Below are 17,379 nucleotides of genomic sequence, written 5' to 3' on the forward strand. Positions count from 1 at the left end.
GGGATTTCGGCGTTGCGTGCGAAGTGCCGTGCCGGGGCATCGACCACCTGTGCGTTCCGGCCGCACGGTCGGGTCTCGGGTCTCGGGTCTCGACTCTTGGGTCCCGGGCGGTGTGTTCGGGGTGCCCTTGGGCTTCGAGATCCAAGACCCGAGCGGTGTTTTCCATCCGGCGGGGAGGGCGGGAAGGGGAAACCCTCCCACCCTCCCCACCCCGTCACGGCCAGCAAGTATGACTAATAGTGAGCGAGTTGCAGCGGAAAGTCGCGACTGCTTACGGTGCCCCCAACGAAACGACCCCGACGCGGTGTTCTCGCACCGGCCGGGGTCTGACCCAAGATCGACACCCAATGAAAGACCGATCTCATGGCTGCCCAGCACTTTAGCCCCGCCCCCTCCGCGCCCGAAGCCCCACGCCCGCACCGCACGGCCAACTCCGGCTACGGCAAGCAGACCGTCCCCGGTCAAGATCCCTCCCGCCCCGCCGACTTCGCCTCCCTGCCCGAGCGTGAGCGGTACGTCGCGGCTTACGTCGACCGCCTTCCCGACGGGGCCGCCATGGACATCAAGTCGCTGGCCAAGGACCTCCCCCTGTACGGCCAGATGGCCATCGGCACCGCCCTGCGCGCCCTCGCCGTGGCGGGCCACCTGCGGCGCGTGCGGCGGCGGGTCGAAGGGGACGGCACGTGCCGCTGGGTGACGTACACCTACTGGTCCCGGACCGCCCGCGACAACGAGTGGTGGATCACCGCGCTCTCCGGCTCGGCCGCCGCCCCGCATGCGGAGCCGGTGGACGTACCCCCGCAGCGCACCGCCGAGCGCCCTGCCCCCAAGTCGCCCGTGCCCCCGCAGTCGGAAGCCGCCGCCCCGCCTTCCGCCGCCTACCTCGCCCTCGCCGGACTCGGCCGCCGTGAACCCCGGCTGGCGCTCTCCGCCGCCGACTGCGCCGCCCTGGAACCGCTCGCCGCCGCCTGGTTCGCACGCGGTGTCGGCGCCGAGCACCTGACGTCGGCGCTCACGGCCGGGCTGCCGGAGGCCGTCACGCACCCGCTCGGCCTGGTACGCCGCCGCCTCGCCGACAAGATGCCGCCGCACCTGCCGGACGCGACGGGCCCCGCGAGCGGGCTCCGGGTGGAGTGTGTCGAATGCGGCCGCCCCGGTCCGGCGGACGCCCTCCCGGACGGCCTCTGCCGCCCGTGCCGGGTCTCGTACACCCCGTCCGTGACCCCGGACGGCGCCCCTGGAGTCTCGGCCCGCGTCGCCGGGCTCCGGGGGCTGATGCGGACACCCTGAGTGCGTACGCTCACCCTGAGTACGCGGCCGATCACTGGTGCGCGGTGTGGACGTACCGCCAGATTGGGGGCATGACACCACTGCCCATCGCGGTCGCCCCTCAAGCTCCGGCCACCGCAAGCGCGTTCACCCAGCGCTTCAGCTCCACCCCGCGCGGCGCCCGGCTCGCCCGGCGGCTCGCCCTGCACCAGCTCGACGCCTGGGGCGTGCCGCACGGCACCACGGCATCCGACACCGTCGCCGTGCTCGTCGCCGAACTCGCCGCCAACGCCGTCACGCACGGCCGCGTCCCCGGCCGGGACTTCGAGCTGGTCGTCCGGCTCACCGGCCGCACCCTCCGTATCGAGGTCTCCGACGCCCGGGGCGAACGCCGCCCGCCCGCCGGGGGCGTGACCGAGCCCGCCCCGCTCGCCGAGGAGGGCCGGGGGCTGCTCCTGGTGGGCGCGCTCGCCGACAGGTGGGAGGTGCTGGACCGTGCCCGCGTCGGCAAGACGGTCGTGGCCGAACTGGACCTGCCCCTCTGACGGTGGACTGCGGGACAGGGGGCCGCACGCAGCGAGGTGCGGCCCTGTGCTCGCGGATTCCCGACCCGTCGTCTCGGCGGGGCTGCCGACGGCGGCGGTAGAAGCGGGCTAGTCTAAGTAAGATTCAATCTACGTAATATCGAATCTATGTTTCATGGAGATCGGGTTGGGGCTCTGATGGAGTTCAAGGGCAGGTCCGCCGACCTGGATCAGCTGGCTCGGCAGCTGGGCCTGGTGGTCGGCGGTACGGGCGCCACCCGTGGCCAGGCTGTGATCCTGACGGGCCGGCGTCGAGTGGGCAAGTCTCGTCTGGTTCAGGAGTTCTGCGACCGTTCAGGGCTTCCCTACGCGCTCTTCCAGGCGACCCGGGGACGCAATGCCGTGGCCGAGCGGGCGGACTTTGCCGCGACGCTGGCGCATTCCCCTCTTCCCGGGGCCGATCTGGTGGCCGGGCTGCAGGCTTCCGACTGGAACCAGGCGCTGCGCTCCCTGGCGGTCGCGGTTCCGGACGATGTCCCGAGCATCGCGGTGCTCGACGAGGTGCCGTGGCTGGTGGAGCAGGACGGGGAGTTCGAGGGGGCGCTGCAGACGGTCTGGGACCGGCACCTGTCCGCCAAGCCTGTCCTGTTGGTCCTGGTCGGCAGTGACCTGTCGGTGATGGAGGCGCTGCAGTCCTATGGGCGCCCGTTTTTCGGCCGGGCGGCCAAGATGACCGTACAGCCGCTGCATCTGGCCGATGTGCAGGCGATGACCGGGCTTGACGCGGCGGAAGCGGTGGACGCGCTGCTGATCACCGGAGGGTTCCCGGAGATCGTTCAGTCCTGGCGGCCGGGGACGAGCCCCGGAGACTTCCTGCGCGAGGCTGTGTCCAACCCGCTTGCGCCGCTGTTGGTGGCGGGCGAACTGTCGTTGCTGGGGGAGTTTCCCGAGGCATCCCACTCGCGCGCGATCCTGGAAGCGGTCGGCAGCGGCGAGCGGACCTTTTCCACCATTGCCGCACAGGCCGGCGGTGTGGGCGCGCTGCCCTCGGGCACGCTGTCTCCGTTGTTGAACACGCTGCTGGCCAAGCGCGTCCTGGCCGCTGACCTGCCGCTCTCCGTCAAGGCGGACAGCAAGAACAAGCGCTACCGGATCGCCGATCCGTATCTCCGGTTCTGGCTGGCCTTCCTGCGGCGCGGGATCCCGCTCATCGAGCGTGGCCGTGGTGATCTGGCGCTGGAGCGCATCGAGCGGTCGTGGACGACCTGGCGGGGCCGGGCCGTCGAGCCGGTCGTCCGCGAGTCGCTGCTGCGGCTGCTGCCCGATGAGAGGTGGCCGCGGACGGAGGCGGTCGGGGGCTGGTGGAACCGGCAGAACAACCCGGAGATCGACCTGATCGGAGCCGACCGTGAACCCGTGGCGGGGCAGGTCGACTTCATCGGCTCGGTGAAGTGGCTGGAGTCGCTGCCGTTCGGCCGTCGTGAGTACGACGCCCTGGTACGGGACATGCTCGCCGTGCCCGGTGCGGGGCCGGACACGGCGCTGGTCACGGTGTCCCGTTGCGGTGTCGAGGGCGATCTGCCTCTGGCAGCGCACTGGGGCCCGGAGGACCTTGTCCGTGCCTGGCGGTAGCCGGGGAAAAGGCGGGGGACCACGGAGTCTCCGGCATGGAACAAGAAAGCCTCTGACTTGCATTTCTGCAGGTCAGAGGCTTCTTTAGCACTTCTCGCGAAGTGCCCCCGGCAGGATTCGAACCTGCGCACCCGGCTCCGGAGGCCGATGCTCTATCCCCTGAGCTACGGGGGCGTATCGCTGTGCTGCTCGGCGACGGGTGAAACACTACCAGCTTCCTCGGGGTGCCCGTGAACAGGTATTCCGCGTCATCGCGCGGGGGCCGGCCGCTCGTCGCACACACATCCGGCCAACCTCGGCGCCCCCCGTCCGGGGACGGAAGTGGGCAAAACCCGGACGCAGCCCCTCCGCTCCGCCTACTCTCGAAGGGTGTCAGGGGCATGCGGCCGCGTGCTTGTTGTCGACGACAACAAGGTCATCCGGCAGTTGATCAGGGTCAATCTCGAGCTTGAGGGCTTCGAGGTCGTGACCGCGGGCGATGGTGTCGAGTGTCTGGATCTGGTGCACCGGGTCCGCCCCGATGTCATCACGCTCGATGTCGTCATGCCCCGGCTGGACGGTCTCCAGACGGCCACCAGACTCCGGTCCGATCCGCGCACGGGTCATCTGCCCCTCGCGATCGTCAGCGCCTGCACGCCGTACGAGGTGGACAACGGGGTCGCGGCCGGTGTCGACGCGTTCCTCGCCAAGCCCTTCGAGCCGAGCGAGCTGGTGCGGCTCGTGCGGCGGCTGGTGGAGCGCGGGCGGCCGCCCGTCCTGGACGGCGGGCCGGGTGCCGGGCGGGCGGAGAGCGCCGCGGGCTGACCGTGCGGCGGGATCGTGACCGCCGGACGGGCCCGATGGCTGACCGCATGGCGAAACCGGTTCGCGAAGGGCCCCCCCTCCTCCCATACGCTGGACCCGTGACCCCCGTCGACCTCTCCGCGACCGTGCTGCACGCCGTGCGGCGTGCGGTCAGCGAGGACGCCTTGCGCGCGCCCGTGCCCGCGCGCGTACGGGTGGAGAGGACTCGGCCCGGCGGCCACGGCGACTACGCCAGCGCCGTCGCGCTCCAGCTGGCCGGGCCCGCCGCACTGTCCGCCCGCGAGGTGGCCGAGATCCTCCGCGACCGGCTCGCCGGAGCGCCCGGCATCGCGAGCGTCGAGATCACCGGCCCCGGCTTCCTCAACTTCACGCTCGACGCCTCCGCCGGCGCCGCCGCACACCACGCCCTCGTGCACCGGGTGCGGGAGGAGGGGGAGCGGTACGGGTACGGGGACGACCTCGCCGGACAGCGACTGGGCGTCGTCCACGCCCGCGAGGTCCGGGCCGCCGTCACCGCCGACGCGGTCCGCCGGCTGCTGACCGCCCAGGGGGCCGTCGTACGCCTCAGCTGCGAGGGGGAGCCGGACGCGGACTGGGCTCGGCTCGGGGTCGCCGCCGACGCGTACGGGAAGCCGCCGGCCGGGCCCGGCGCGGACCGGCAGCCGCCCGGCGTCGCCGCCGACGCCCACGGGCAGCGGCCCGGCGCGGGCCGGCAGGCGGCGGACGCCGTCACCGCCGACGCCGTCCGCCGCCTCCGGCGCGCCCAGGGCGCCCTCGTACGCGTCAGCTGCGAGGGGGAGCCGGACGCGGACTGGACGCGGCTCGGGGTGAGTGCCGACGCGTACGGCAAGCCGGCGGCCGGGAAGGCCGGCGCGAGCCGGCAGGTGCTGGGCGCCGCCGCCGACGGACACGGGCAGCCGCCCGCCGCGCCTGCTGCGGGCCGGCAGCGGGCCGACGCGCACGGAGGCCGGGCGGTCGAAGGGCCCGCCCCTGCCGGTCCGGGGACCCCCACCCCGCCGGCCCCGATACGCCCCGTCCCCGCCGGCGAGACCGCCGCCGCACTGCTCACCCGCCTCGGCCCCGACGCCACCCGCTGGGGCCTGCTCCGGCCCGCCGGACACGACCGGGCCGCTCTCGGACCGGACCTCCTCGTGCAGACCGAGGCCAACGCCCTCTTCCGGGTCCGCTACGCACACGCCCGCGCCCGCGCGCTCGGCCGGGGCGCCGCGCTGCTCGGGCTCACCGCCGCCGGCCCCGGCGAGGGCATCGAGGCCCACGAGGCGCCCACCCTGCTCGCGCTGCTCGCCGATTACCCCGCCGTGCTCACCGCCGCCGCCCGGCACCGCGCACCCGACCGGCTCGCCCGGCACCTCGAAGCGGTCGCGGGCGCCTTCTTCGACTTCCACGACGCCGCCCCACCGCTGCCCGTCGGGGACGAGAAACCCTCGGCCGCCCACCGCTCCCGGCTGGCCATCGCCGAAGCCGCCGGGACGGTGCTGGCCGGCGGCCTGTCCCTGCTCGGCGTCAGCGCGCCCGAACACCTCTGAAGACCCGAGAGAGCAGAGCCACACGATGAGCCGATCCGCACACCCCGCCGGGCCCCGTCACGCCGACGTCATGGCGGAGGGCCACTACACCGCCCCCGCCGACGACCTCAACGCCCTGGACGAGAAGGTGTGGTCCCGCACCGTCACCCGGGACGAGCACGGCGCCCTGACCGTCGGCGGGATCGAAGTCTCCCGTCTCGCCGAGGAGTTCGGCACCCCCGCCTACTTCCTGGACGAGGCCGACTTCCGGGCCCGCTGCCGCGCCTGGTCCGACGCCTTCGGGCCCGGCGCCGACGTCTTCTACGCCGGCAAGGCGTTCCTGTCCCGGGCCGTCGTGCGCTGGCTCAAGGAGGAGGGGCTCAACCTCGACGTCTGCTCGGGCGGCGAGCTGACCACCGCCCTGGACGCCGGGATGCCCGCCGAGCGCATCGCCTTCCACGGCAACAACAAGACGGTCGAGGAGATCGAGCGGGCCGTCTCGGCGGGCGTCGGGCGCATCGTCCTCGACTCCTTCCAGGAGATCGTCCGCGTCGCGCACATCGCGCGGCGGCTCGGCAGGCGCCAGCCCGTACAGATCCGGGTCACCGTCGGCGTCGAGGCGCACACCCACGAGTTCATCGCCACCGCCCACGAGGACCAGAAGTTCGGCATCGCGCTGGCCGGGGGACAGGCCGCCGAAGCGGTGCGCCGGGCGCTCACCCTGGACGGGCTCGAACTCATCGGCATCCACTCCCACATCGGCTCGCAGATCTTCGACATGGCCGGCTTCGAGGTCTCCGCCCGCCGCGTCGTCCAGCTGCTCGCCGAGGTGCGCGACGAGCACGGCGTCGAACTGCCCGAGATCGACCTCGGCGGCGGCCTCGGCATCGCGTACACCTCCGAGGACGACCCGCGCGAACCGCACGAGATCGCCAAGTCGCTCGGCGACATCGTCACCCGCGAGTGCGAGGCGGCCGGGCTCGCCACCCCCCGCATCTCCGTCGAGCCCGGCCGCGCCATCGTCGGCCCGACCGCCTTCACGCTGTACGAGGTCGGCACCATCAAGCCCCTGGAGGGGCTGCGCACCTACGTGAGCGTCGACGGCGGCATGTCGGACAACATCCGCACCGCGCTGTACGACGCCGAGTACAGCGTCACGCTCGCCTCGCGCACCTCGGACGCGGAACCGATGCTCGTCCGGGTCGTCGGCAAGCACTGCGAGAGCGGCGACATCGTGGTCAAGGACGCCTTCCTGCCGTCCGACCTGGCCCCCGGCGACCTGATCGCCGTGCCCGCCACCGGCGCGTACTGCCGCTCCATGGCGAGCAACTACAACCACGCCCTGCGCCCGCCGGTGATCGCCGTGCGCGACGGGCGGGCGCGGGTCGTCGTCCGGCGCGAGACGGAGGAAGATCTCCTGCGTCTCGACGTCGGCTGATGCCGTATTTCCGGGGGAGTACCACGGAGCCCCCGTAAACATCTCAGAATCCGGACGGGCGGCGGGAACGCCCGTCCGGTGAGTGAGACTGGTCCGTACAACAGATGTAAAGGAAACGAGGTCGGATGATGCGTACGCGTCCGCTGAAGGTGGCGCTGCTGGGCTGTGGAGTGGTCGGCTCAGAGGTGGCGCGCATCATGACGACGCACGCCGACGACCTCGCCGCGCGCATCGGCGCGCCGGTGGAGCTCGCCGGCGTCGCCGTGCGCCGGCCCTCCAAGGTGCGTGAGGGCATCGACCCCGCCCTGATCACCACGGACGCGACCGCCCTGGTCAAACGGGGCGACATCGACATCGTCGTGGAGGTCATCGGTGGCATCGAGCCCGCCCGTACGCTCATCACCACCGCCTTCGAGCACGGCGCGAGCGTCGTCTCCGCCAACAAGGCGCTGCTCGCCGAGGACGGCGCCGCCCTGCACGCCGCCGCCGAGCAGCACGGCCGGGACCTCTACTACGAGGCCGCCGTGGCCGGCGCCATCCCGCTGGTACGCCCGCTGCGCGAGTCCCTGGCGGGCGACAAGGTCAACCGGGTGCTCGGCATCGTCAACGGCACCACCAACTTCATCCTCGACAAGATGGACACCAGCGGCGCCGGCTACTCCGAGGCGCTGGACGAGGCCACCGCCCTCGGGTACGCGGAGGCCGACCCGACCGCCGACGTCGAGGGCTTCGACGCCGCCGCCAAGGCCGCGATCCTGGCCGGCATCGCCTTCCACACCCGGGTGCGGATCGGCGACGTGCACCGCGAGGGCATCACCGAGGTCACCGCCGCCGACATCGCCTCCGCCCGCCGCATGGGCTGCACCGTCAAGCTCCTCGCCATCTGCGAGCGCGCCGCCGACGGGGCCTCGGTGACGGCCCGGGTGCACCCCGCGATGATCCCGCTCAGCCACCCGCTGGCCTCCGTGCGCGAGGCGTACAACGCGGTGTTCGTGGAGGCGGAGGCGGCCGGGCAGCTGATGTTCTACGGCCCCGGCGCGGGCGGGGCGCCGACCGCGTCCGCGGTCCTCGGCGACCTCGTGGCCGTCTGCCGCAACAAACTCAACGAGGCCCCCGGGCCCGGCGAGTCCGCGTACACGCGTCTGCCGGTGAGCCCCATGGGCGACGTCGTCACGCGGTACCACATCAGCCTCGACGTGGCCGACAAGCCTGGCGTGCTCGCCCAGGTCGCGACGGTCTTCGCCGAACAGGGCGTATCCATCGACACGGTCCGCCAGAAGGGCCGGCCGGACAGTCAGGAATCCGGCGGCGAGGCCTCCCTCGTCGTCGTCACCCACCGCGCGCCCGACGCCGCCCTCTCCGGGACCGTCGAGGCGCTGCGCAAGCTCGACACCGTGCGCGGTGTCGCCAGCATCATGCGTGTTGAAGGGGAGTAAGGACCCATGACCACCAAGGGCACCCACCAGTGGCGCGGCATCATCGAGGAGTACCGGGGCCGTCTCCCGGTCACGAGCACGACGCCGGTCGTCACGCTCCGTGAGGGCGGTACGCCGCTCGTCCCCGCTCAGGTCCTCTCCGAGCGCACGGGCTGCGAGGTGCACCTCAAGGTCGAGGGCGCCAACCCCACCGGGTCCTTCAAGGACCGCGGCATGACCATGGCCATCACCCGGGCCAAGGAGGAGGGCGCGCAGGCCGTCATCTGCGCCTCCACCGGCAACACCTCCGCCTCCGCCGCCGCGTACGCGGTCCGGGCCGGCATGGTCTGCGCCGTCCTCGTGCCGCAGGGCAAGATCGCGCTCGGCAAGATGGGCCAGGCGCTGGTGCACGGCGCCAAGATCCTCCAGGTCGACGGCAACTTCGACGACTGCCTGACGCTGGCCCGCTCGCTCTCGGACAACTACCCGGTGGCGCTGGTCAATTCGGTCAACCCGGTCCGTATCGAGGGCCAGAAGACCGCCGCGTTCGAGATCGTGGACGCGCTCGGTGACGCCCCGGACATCCACGTCCTGCCGGTCGGCAACGCGGGCAACATCACCGCGTACTGGAAGGGCTACACCGAGTACGCCGGCGACGGCATGTCCACGCACAAGCCGCGCATGTGGGGCTTCCAGGCCTCCGGCTCCGCGCCCATCGTGCGCGGCGAGGTCGTCAAGGACCCGTCGACCATCGCCACCGCGATCCGGATCGGCAACCCGGCCTCCTGGAACTACGCGCTGGCCGCCCGGGACGAGTCGGGCGGCTTCATCGACGAGGTCACGGACCGTCAGATCCTCTCCGCCTACCGGCTGTTGGCCTCCCAGGAGGGCGTCTTCGTGGAGCCCGCGTCGGCCGCGTCCGTGGCCGGACTGCTCAAGGCCGCCGAAGAGGGCAAGGTCGACCCCGGGCAGAGGATCGTCTGCACGGTGACCGGAAACGGCCTCAAGGACCCGGACTGGGCCGTCGCGGGCGCCCCGCAGCCGGTCACCGTCCCGGTCGACGCGGCCGCCGCCGCCGAGAAGCTGGGCCTGGCCTGACAGCGCGGCGCACCCCGGGAGCCCGGTCCGCACGACGGGCCCCCGGGGCGCGACGGTGACAACGCGTCGTCAGAAACACCGCCCGACCGGCCCTTTCCTGGCCGGAGAGCGCACCGCGGGGGTGCGACACGCATCGTGCGCCTCCCGTGCGCCCTATGTCGCCACAGAACCTTCCTTCGATAAGCTGTACCCAACCCGCCCCGCCGCATCTGCCGGGGTGCCCGGGCCGTTGCGACTCCCCCCGAACAATCCCCCGCAGCCGCAGCGCCCCGAATCCCCGCCGCCTCACAAGGAGAGTCGTCACAGCGATGGCCGGTCCCGCCTTCCGAGCCGCCGCCGTCCGGGTGCGCGTCCCCGCGACCAGCGCCAACCTGGGCCCCGGTTTCGACGCCCTCGGCCTGTCGCTCGGCCTGTACGACGACGTCGTCGTCCGCGTCGCCGACTCCGGACTGCACATCGACATCGCCGGTGAGGGCGCGGACACCCTGCCCCGCGACGAGAAGCACCTGCTCGTACGGTCCCTGCGCACCGCCTTCGACCTGCTCGGCGGACAGCCGCGCGGCCTGGAGATCGTCTGCGCCAACCGCATCCCGCACGGCCGCGGCCTCGGCTCGTCCTCCGCCGCCATCTGCGCCGGCATCGTCGCCGCCCGCGCCGTGACGACCGGCGGCGACGCCCGCCTCGACGACGCGGCCCTGCTGGAGCTCGCCACCGAGATCGAGGGCCACCCCGACAACGTCGCGGCCTGCCTGCTCGGCGGATTCACGCTCGCCTGGATGGACGGAGCGTCGGCCCGCGCCATCAGGATGAACCCAGCGGATTCCATCGTTCCGGTGGTTTTCGTCCCCGGCAAGCCGGTGCTCACCGAAACCGCCCGCGGACTGCTGCCGCGCACCGTCCCGCACGTCGACGCCGCCTTCAACGCGGGCCGCGCCGCCCTCCTCGTCGAGGCCCTGACCAGGCGGCCCGAGCTGCTGCTCACGGCCACCGAGGACCGGCTGCACCAGGACTACCGGGCACCGGCCATGCCCGAGAGCGTGGAACTCGTGGGCCGGCTGCGCGCCGAGGGCGTCCCGGCGGTCATCTCCGGCGCCGGACCGACGGTGCTGGCACTGGCCGAGGACGGTGCGGCCGACAAGGTCGCCCGACTGGCGGGCGAGGGGTGGGCGGCCAACCGGCTCACTCTCGACGCCCAGGGCGCGAGCGTCCTGCCGCTCGCTCCCTAGAGCGGGAGGCTGCTGGCCCAGAAGTGATTGCCGGTGAGTGAGAGGGGGAATGTTTGTTGGAGCCGGTAGTGTTAATCTCAAGTCTGCAATCGACGTCCATGAGGCGCGTTGCTCCGTGTCCCTTTCCGGGACCACCATTTCTTCCGGGAGCCTCCCCAACTGCCTGAGCAGCCTGCCTGAGCAGTTGCGAGCACGCTCCGGAACCGGCACGACACCCCTCGCTCGTCCAGGAGTGGGCCGAGCAGGGGGATGCTCGCGCCGGGCCCATGCACACGTTCATCTCTCCGCCGTTCTACCCGGCGGACCACCGCCCCGGCACGGTCCGCACCACCGAGGACCGAAGCCGGACAGCACAACCGGTCGCCGAGCCAGAAGGCCGACGTCCGCTCCAGGGAAGGACCCTTCGTGAGCGACACCACCGATCTGATGGGCGTGACTGCCGACAAGAGCGTCGACAGCGCCGCGCCCGCCGAAGGTGCTGCCACTGGCACCACCGCACGGCGCCGCCGCTCCGGCACCGGCCTTGAGGGCATGGTCCTGGCCGAGCTGCAGCAGGTCGCGTCCGGCCTCGGCATCAAGGGCACCGCGCGGATGCGCAAGAGCCAGCTGATCGAGGTCATCAAGGAGGCCCAGGCCGGCGGCGGCTCCTCCGCGCCCAAGGCCGCCGCCCCCGCCGAGGCCGCGGAGACCAAGCCGAAGCGCCGCGCGACCTCCAAGGCGCGCACCGGTGCGGGCGACGAGACCCCGGCCGCCGAGCCCGCCGACAAGGCCGCGGCCCAGCAGCAGATCGACATCCCCGGCCAGCCGGCCAGCGACGAGCAGCCCGCGGGCGAGCGCCGTCGCCGCCGCGCGACCGCTCAGGCGGGCAGCCCGGAGAACAAGCCGGACGCCAAGGCGCAGACCAAGGACCGGGCGCAGGACGAGCCGAAGCAGGAGCAGAAGCAGGAGGCTCCCGCCGAGGACCGCCCCGAGGCCAAGGCCGAGGCCGCCGCGGACAACGCCGAGGGGCGTCGCGGGGACCGCCAGGAGCGCGGCCAGCGCGGTGAGCGGGGCGACCGCGGTGAGCGCCGTGAGCGCCAGCGCGACCGCCGGGGCAAGGGCGACGACCAGGGCGGCGGCCAGGGCGGCGGCCAGGGCGGCGGCCAGGGCGGTCGGCGCCAGAGCGGCGGCCAGGGACAGAACCAGGGTGGCGGCGGCCCCCAGGACGACGGCTTCGATGACGAGGGCGGCCGGCGCGGCCGGCGCGGGCGCTACCGCGACCGCCGCGGCCGTCGTGGCCGCGACGACTTCGCGAGCGACGCCCCGCCCGTCAGCGACGACGACGTCCTGATCCCCGTCGCGGGCATCCTGGACATCCTCGACAACTACGCGTTCATCCGTACCTCCGGCTACCTGCCGGGCCCGAACGACGTGTACGTCTCGCTCGCCCAGGTCCGCAAGAACGGCCTGCGCAAGGGTGACCACGTCACCGGTGCCGTGCGCCAGCCCAAGGACGGCGAGCGCCGCGAGAAGTTCAACGCGCTGGTCCGCCTCGACTCGGTCAACGGCATGGCGCCCGAGACCGGCCGCGGCCGCCCCGAGTTCCAGAAGCTGACGCCGCTCTACCCGCAGGACCGGCTCCGCCTGGAGACCGACTCCAACGTCCTGACGACGCGGATCATCGACCTGGTCGCCCCCATCGGCAAGGGCCAGCGAGGCCTGATCGTGGCCCCGCCGAAGACCGGTAAGACCATGATCCTCCAGGCCATCGCCAACGCGATCACGGTCAACAGCCCCGAGTGCCACCTGATGGTCGTCCTGGTGGACGAGCGTCCGGAAGAGGTCACCGACATGCAGCGGTCGGTGAAGGGCGAGGTCATCTCCTCGACCTTCGACCGTCCCGCCGAGGACCACACCACCGTCGCCGAGCTGGCCATCGAGCGCGCCAAGCGCCTCGTCGAGCTGGGTCACGACGTGGTCGTCCTGCTGGACTCGATCACCCGTCTGGGACGTGCGTACAACCTCGCCGCCCCGGCCTCCGGGCGCATCCTGTCCGGTGGTGTCGACTCGACCGCGCTCTACCCGCCGAAGCGCTTCTTCGGTGCCGCGCGCAACATCGAGGACGGCGGCTCGCTGACCATCCTGGCCACCGCGCTGGTCGAGACCGGCTCGCGCATGGACGAGGTGATCTTCGAGGAGTTCAAGGGCACCGGCAACATGGAGCTCAAGCTCGACCGCAAGCTCTCCGACAAGCGGATCTTCCCGGCGGTGGACGTCGACGCGTCCAGCACCCGCAAGGAGGAAATCCTGCTCGGCAGCGATGAGTTGGGGATCGTCTGGAAGCTGCGCCGGGTGCTCCACGCCCTCGACCAGCAGCAGGCCATCGAGCTCCTTCTGGACCGGATGAAGAAGACCCAGTCCAACGCGGAGTTCCTGCTCCAGATCCAGAAGACCACGCCGGCCCCGGGCAACAACGACTAGTCGTAGTCCCTCCGGCAGCAGGACACAGGGCCGCCCCCGCACTCCGGTGCGGGGGCGGCCCTGTGCCGTACGCCGTGGCCGTTCCGAGACCTTCGCCACACGGCCGCCCCCGCCCTCGGCCGCCGCCGGTTGCCTGTAGGCGCCACGAAACCGCAGGTGAACGCCGGATCACCGGCTGTCTCCGCCCGCCCGGAGGCCGTCCGGTGCTTACCCGGAGGTCACGGGGGGCTGTGCAACCCTTCTTGTCGCCGCCGCGTCGTACCCATGAGTGACGAACAACAGCGACAAAGCGGCACAGAGGCCCGAACACCGCTGCAGGGGGTAGCCGGGAGCAGTCGACGGAACGAGGAGACCGATGAGCGAGCAGAGCGGGAGCAGCAGCCGAATACGGGCCACCGGCAAGCGCCGGAGAAGGCCGTCCCGCCGCCGCAGGGCGACCCGCACAGCCGTCTGGAGCCTGGCCGGCGTGATCGTCGTCGGCGGAGCGGGGCTCGGGTACGCCTACGTCCACCTCAACGGCAACCTCCAGGCCGTCGACATCAACACCGCGCTCGGCAAGGACCGCCCCGTCAACGTCGACAACGGCTCCGAGGACATCCTCGTCCTCGGCTCCGACTCCCGCTCCGGCGCCAACGGCGAGTACGGCACCGACGAGGGCGCGGCCCGCTCGGACACCGCGATGGTCGTCCACGTCAACAAGGGCCACAAGTCCGCGAGTGTGGTCTCCATCCCGCGCGACACCCTCGTCACCCGGCCCGACTGCACCGGCGACGAGAGCGGCCGGCCCGTCGCCGGACAGCAGCGGGCGATGTTCAACACGGCGTACGAGGTCGGCGGACCGGCCTGCGCGGTCAAGACCGTCGAGTCGATGTCCGGGATACGCATGGACCACTACGTCGAGGTCGACTTCACCGGCTTCAAGGAGCTGGTCGACAAGCTCGGCGGCGTCGAGATCACCACCCGGCAGGCGATCAACGACCCCAAGAGCCATCTGAACCTCGCACCCGGCACCCACACCCTGGACGGCGAGCAGTCCCTCGGCCTGGTCCGCACCCGCAAGAGCGTCGGCGACGGCAGCGACCTCGGCCGCATCCAGCTCCAGCAGGCCTTCATCAAGGCGCTGATGCAGCAGGCAAGGAGCGTCGGCGTCCTCGACGGCACCAAGCTCTACGGCATCGCGGACACCGCCACCAAGGCCATCACGACCGACTCCGACCTCGGCTCGGTCACCAAGCTCGCCAGCTTCGCGAGCGGCCTCAAGGGGCTCGACTCCGACGACGTCCACATGGTGACCCTGCCCGTGCGGTACGACCCCGCCGACCCCAACCGCGTCGTCCCGCTGGAGAAGGCCGCCGAGCAGGTGTGGGACGCGCTGCGCCGGGACCGCCCGATCCCCGCCTCCGCCACCGAGCAGTCGGCCGGCGACAAGGGCGACGCGGGGCGGATCGTCCAGTGATCCGGTCCGCCGGGGAATACCTGGCCGTCCACCCCGGTTTTGGGAGATACGGCCGGTCCTGGCAGACTGGTACGTCGGCCCCGGTTCACGGACGCGCAATCCGCGCGTACGACCCGGTGCCCTCCCGAACCTAGGAGAAACCCTTGAAGCGCGACATCCACCCCCAGTACGTCGAGACGCAGGTCAGCTGCACCTGTGGCGCGTCGTTCACCACCCGGTCCACGCTGGACAGCGGCACCATCCGTGCCGACGTCTGCTCCGAGTGCCACCCGTTCTACACGGGCAAGCAGAAGATCCTCGACACCGGTGGCCGCGTGGCCCGCTTCGAGGCCCGCTTCGGCAAGGCCGCCGGCACCGCCAGCAAGTAGCGAGCCGTCCGCGCCGGTCCGCGGCGCCCTCTTCCCGGGGGCGCCGTGGCCGGCGTTTTTTCCGGCCGGGGCACGGAACCCTCCGCACCCCGCCCGGCAGGCAACCGCCGGCCGGCAGGCACGACCAGCGAAGGAACCAGGAGCCCGAAGATGTTCGAGGCGGTCGAGGAACTGATCGGCGAGCACGCCGATCTCGAGAAGCAGCTCGCGGACCCCGCGGTCCACGCCGACCAGGGAAACGCGCGCAAGCTCAACAAGCGCTACGCCGAGCTGACCCCGATCGTCGCCACGTACCGCTCCTGGAAGCAGTCCGGTGACGACATCGACACCGCCCGCGAGCTCGCCGCCGACGACCCGGACTTCGCCGCCGAGGCCAAGGACCTGGAGAAGGAGCGCGAGGACCTCACCGAGAAACTCCGCCTCCTGCTCGTACCCCGCGACCCCAGCGACGACAAGGACGTGCTCCTGGAGATCAAGGCCGGGGCGGGCGGCGACGAGTCCGCGCTGTTCGCCGGCGATCTGCTGCGCATGTACCTGCGCTACGCCGAGCGCGTCGGCTGGAAGACCGAGATCATCGACTCCACCGAGTCCGAGCTCGGCGGCTACAAGGACGTCCAGGTCGCCGTGAAGACCAAGGGCGGCAACGGGGCCACCGAACCCGGCCAGGGCGTGTGGGCCCGGATGAAGTACGAGGGCGGCGTGCACCGCGTGCAGCGCGTGCCCTCCACGGAGTCCCAGGGCCGCATCCACACCTCCGCCGCCGGCGTCCTCGTGACGCCCGAGGCCGAGGAGGTGGACGTCGAGATCCACGCCAACGACCTGCGCATCGACGTCTACCGCTCGTCGGGCCCCGGCGGCCAGTCCGTCAACACGACCGACTCCGCCGTCCGCATCACGCACCTGCCCACCGGCGTCGTCGCCTCCTGCCAGAACGAGAAGAGCCAGCTCCAGAACAAGGAGCAGGCCATGCGCATCCTGCGCTCCCGGCTGCTGGCCGCCGCCCAGGAGGCCGCCGAGCAGGAAGCCTCGGACGTACGTCGCAGCCAGGTGCGCACGGTCGACCGGTCCGAGAAGATCCGTACGTACAACTTCCCGGAAAACCGCATCTCGGACCACCGCGTCGGCTTCAAGGCGTACAACTTGGACCAGGTGCTCGACGGAGACCTGGACGCGGTGATCCAGGCCTGCGTCGACGCCGACTCCGCGGCCAAGCTCGCCGCCGCCTGAGCCCACCGCCTGAGCCCACCGCCCCGCTCGTGACCCCGTACGGAGAACCGCGATGAACCTGCTGCTCGCCGAGGTGGCCCAGGCCACCCAGCGGCTGGCCGACGCCGGTGTTCCCTCACCGAGATTCGATGCCGAGGAACTCGCCGCGTTCGTGCACGGCGTCAAGCGGGGCGAGCTGCACAACGTGCCGGACGCCGACTTCGACGCCCGCTACTGGGAGACCGTCGCCCGCCGCGAGGCCCGCGAACCGCTCCAGCACATCACCGGACGCGCCTTCTTCCGCTACCTGGAGCTCCAGGTCGGACCCGGCGTCTTCGTGCCCCGGCCGGAGACCGAATCGGTCGTCGGATGGGCCATAGACGCCGTCCGCGCGATGGACGTCGTCGAGCCGCTGATCGTCGACCTGTGCACCGGCTCCGGCGCCATCGCCCTCGCCATGGCCCAGGAGGTGCCGCGCTCCCGCGTGCACGCCGTGGAGCTGTCCGAGGACGCCCTGAAGTGGACCCGGAAGAACGCCGAGAACTCCCGGGTCACCGTGCACCGCGGCGACGCGCTCACCGCCCTGCCCGAGCTCGACGGCCAGGTCGACCTGGTCATCTCCAACCCGCCGTACATCCCGCTCACCGAGTGGGAGTACGTGGCGCCCGAGGCCCGCGACCACGACCCCGAGATGGCGCTCTTCTCCGGCGAGGACGGCCTCGACACCATCCGCGGCATCGAGCGCACCGCCCACCGCCTGCTGCGCCCCGGCGGCCTCGTCGTCATCGAGCACGCCGACACCCAGGGCGGCCAGGTGCCCTGGATCTTCACCGAGGAGCGGGGCTGGGCCGACGCGGCCGACCACCCCGACCTCAACCGGCGCCCCCGGTTCGCCACGGCCCGCAAGGCGATGCCGTGACCGGGGCCCGTCACCCGTACGACCCGTACCAGCCCTAC

The 17,379-nt window shown here is 72.1% G+C and carries 14 protein-coding genes and 1 tRNA gene; 14 read left to right on the plus strand and 1 reads right to left on the minus strand.

Annotated elements, in window-relative coordinates:
- Positions 1-363 precede the first annotated feature (363 nt).
- From E6P78_RS10480 to E6P78_RS10490, 3 genes are all read left to right on the plus strand, one after another.
- Positions 364-1,290, plus strand: coding sequence for a MarR family transcriptional regulator (locus E6P78_RS10480; protein ID WP_136203269.1), 927 nt, complete (start codon positions 364-366; stop codon positions 1,288-1,290).
- A 71-nt stretch (positions 1,291-1,361) separates the two neighbouring features.
- The gene (locus E6P78_RS10485; RefSeq protein WP_136203270.1) at positions 1,362-1,814 is read left to right on the plus strand and encodes an ATP-binding protein; all 453 of its coding nucleotides are present in this window, start codon (positions 1,362-1,364) and stop codon (positions 1,812-1,814) included.
- 177 nt (positions 1,815-1,991) lie between these two features.
- Positions 1,992-3,425, plus strand: coding sequence for an ATP-binding protein (locus E6P78_RS10490; protein ID WP_136203271.1), 1,434 nt, complete (start codon positions 1,992-1,994; stop codon positions 3,423-3,425).
- 102 nt (positions 3,426-3,527) lie between these two features.
- On the opposite strand, the gene E6P78_RS10495 is transcribed toward E6P78_RS10490, so the two are convergent.
- Positions 3,528-3,599 (minus strand) — tRNA-Arg (locus E6P78_RS10495).
- A 216-nt stretch (positions 3,600-3,815) separates the two neighbouring features.
- Here E6P78_RS10495 and E6P78_RS10500 point away from each other — a divergent pair.
- The 11 genes from E6P78_RS10500 to prmC all read left to right on the plus strand — a co-directional run bounded on the left by E6P78_RS10500 (position 3,816) and on the right by prmC (position 17,341).
- Positions 3,816-4,229, plus strand: a complete 414-nt coding sequence (locus E6P78_RS10500) for a response regulator (RefSeq protein ID WP_136203272.1) — start codon at positions 3,816-3,818, stop codon at positions 4,227-4,229.
- Between the two features lie 47 nt (positions 4,230-4,276).
- The gene (gene nrtL / locus E6P78_RS10505) at positions 4,277-5,776 is read left to right on the plus strand and encodes an ArgS-related anticodon-binding protein NrtL (protein WP_346765563.1); all 1,500 of its coding nucleotides are present in this window, start codon (positions 4,277-4,279) and stop codon (positions 5,774-5,776) included.
- Positions 5,777-5,801: 25 nt separating this feature from the next.
- Positions 5,802-7,193 (plus strand): diaminopimelate decarboxylase, encoded by a 1,392-nt coding sequence (lysA, locus tag E6P78_RS10510; protein WP_136203274.1) that lies wholly within the window; start codon positions 5,802-5,804, stop codon positions 7,191-7,193.
- A 125-nt stretch (positions 7,194-7,318) separates the two neighbouring features.
- Positions 7,319-8,629: a homoserine dehydrogenase gene (locus tag E6P78_RS10515; RefSeq protein WP_206307776.1), complete on the plus strand. Its 1,311-nt coding sequence runs from the start codon at positions 7,319-7,321 to the stop codon at positions 8,627-8,629.
- Positions 8,630-8,635: 6 nt separating this feature from the next.
- Positions 8,636-9,706, plus strand: coding sequence for a threonine synthase (thrC, locus tag E6P78_RS10520; RefSeq protein WP_136203275.1), 1,071 nt, complete (start codon positions 8,636-8,638; stop codon positions 9,704-9,706).
- A 308-nt stretch (positions 9,707-10,014) separates the two neighbouring features.
- Positions 10,015-10,932, plus strand: coding sequence for a homoserine kinase (thrB, locus tag E6P78_RS10525; protein ID WP_136203276.1), 918 nt, complete (start codon positions 10,015-10,017; stop codon positions 10,930-10,932).
- Positions 10,933-11,337: 405 nt separating this feature from the next.
- Positions 11,338-13,392, plus strand: a complete 2,055-nt coding sequence (gene rho / locus E6P78_RS10530) for a transcription termination factor Rho (protein ID WP_136203277.1) — start codon at positions 11,338-11,340, stop codon at positions 13,390-13,392.
- Between the two features lie 355 nt (positions 13,393-13,747).
- On the plus strand, positions 13,748-14,848 hold the full coding sequence (locus E6P78_RS10535) for an LCP family protein (RefSeq protein ID WP_136203278.1): 1,101 nt from the start codon (positions 13,748-13,750) through the stop codon (positions 14,846-14,848).
- Between the two features lie 143 nt (positions 14,849-14,991).
- Entirely contained in the window at positions 14,992-15,216 is a 225-nt protein-coding gene (gene rpmE, locus E6P78_RS10540) for a 50S ribosomal protein L31 (protein WP_136203279.1), read from the plus strand.
- A gap of 150 nt (positions 15,217-15,366) precedes the next feature.
- Complete coding sequence (gene prfA, locus E6P78_RS10545) at positions 15,367-16,443, plus strand: peptide chain release factor 1 (RefSeq protein WP_136203280.1); 1,077 nt, start codon at positions 15,367-15,369, stop codon at positions 16,441-16,443.
- 52 nt (positions 16,444-16,495) lie between these two features.
- On the plus strand, positions 16,496-17,341 hold the full coding sequence (gene prmC / locus E6P78_RS10550; RefSeq protein WP_136203281.1) for a peptide chain release factor N(5)-glutamine methyltransferase: 846 nt from the start codon (positions 16,496-16,498) through the stop codon (positions 17,339-17,341).
- The last annotated feature ends 38 nt before the right edge of the window (positions 17,342-17,379 follow it).

Source organism: Streptomyces sp. A0958, assembly GCF_004795035.1.
Classification (GTDB): domain Bacteria; phylum Actinomycetota; class Actinomycetes; order Streptomycetales; family Streptomycetaceae; genus Streptomyces.

What these genes read in the sequence shown, in the direction of transcription:
- E6P78_RS10480 (WP_136203269.1), top strand. Translation starts at nt 364, where the DNA reads ATGGCTGCCCAGCACTTTAGCCCCGCCCCCTCCGCGCCCGAAGCCCCA.
- E6P78_RS10485 (WP_136203270.1), top strand. Translation starts at nt 1,362, where the DNA reads ATGACACCACTGCCCATCGCGGTCGCCCCTCAAGCTCCGGCCACCGCA.
- E6P78_RS10490 (WP_136203271.1), top strand. Translation starts at nt 1,992, where the DNA reads ATGGAGTTCAAGGGCAGGTCCGCCGACCTGGATCAGCTGGCTCGGCAG.
- nrtL (WP_346765563.1), top strand. Translation starts at nt 4,277, where the DNA reads ATGGCGAAACCGGTTCGCGAAGGGCCCCCCCTCCTCCCATACGCTGGA.
- lysA (WP_136203274.1), top strand. Translation starts at nt 5,802, where the DNA reads ATGAGCCGATCCGCACACCCCGCCGGGCCCCGTCACGCCGACGTCATG.
- E6P78_RS10515 (WP_206307776.1), top strand. Translation starts at nt 7,319, where the DNA reads ATGATGCGTACGCGTCCGCTGAAGGTGGCGCTGCTGGGCTGTGGAGTG.
- thrC (WP_136203275.1), top strand. Translation starts at nt 8,636, where the DNA reads ATGACCACCAAGGGCACCCACCAGTGGCGCGGCATCATCGAGGAGTAC.
- thrB (WP_136203276.1), top strand. Translation starts at nt 10,015, where the DNA reads ATGGCCGGTCCCGCCTTCCGAGCCGCCGCCGTCCGGGTGCGCGTCCCC.
- E6P78_RS10535 (WP_136203278.1), top strand. Translation starts at nt 13,748, where the DNA reads ATGAGCGAGCAGAGCGGGAGCAGCAGCCGAATACGGGCCACCGGCAAG.
- prfA (WP_136203280.1), top strand. Translation starts at nt 15,367, where the DNA reads ATGTTCGAGGCGGTCGAGGAACTGATCGGCGAGCACGCCGATCTCGAG.
- prmC (WP_136203281.1), top strand. Translation starts at nt 16,496, where the DNA reads ATGAACCTGCTGCTCGCCGAGGTGGCCCAGGCCACCCAGCGGCTGGCC.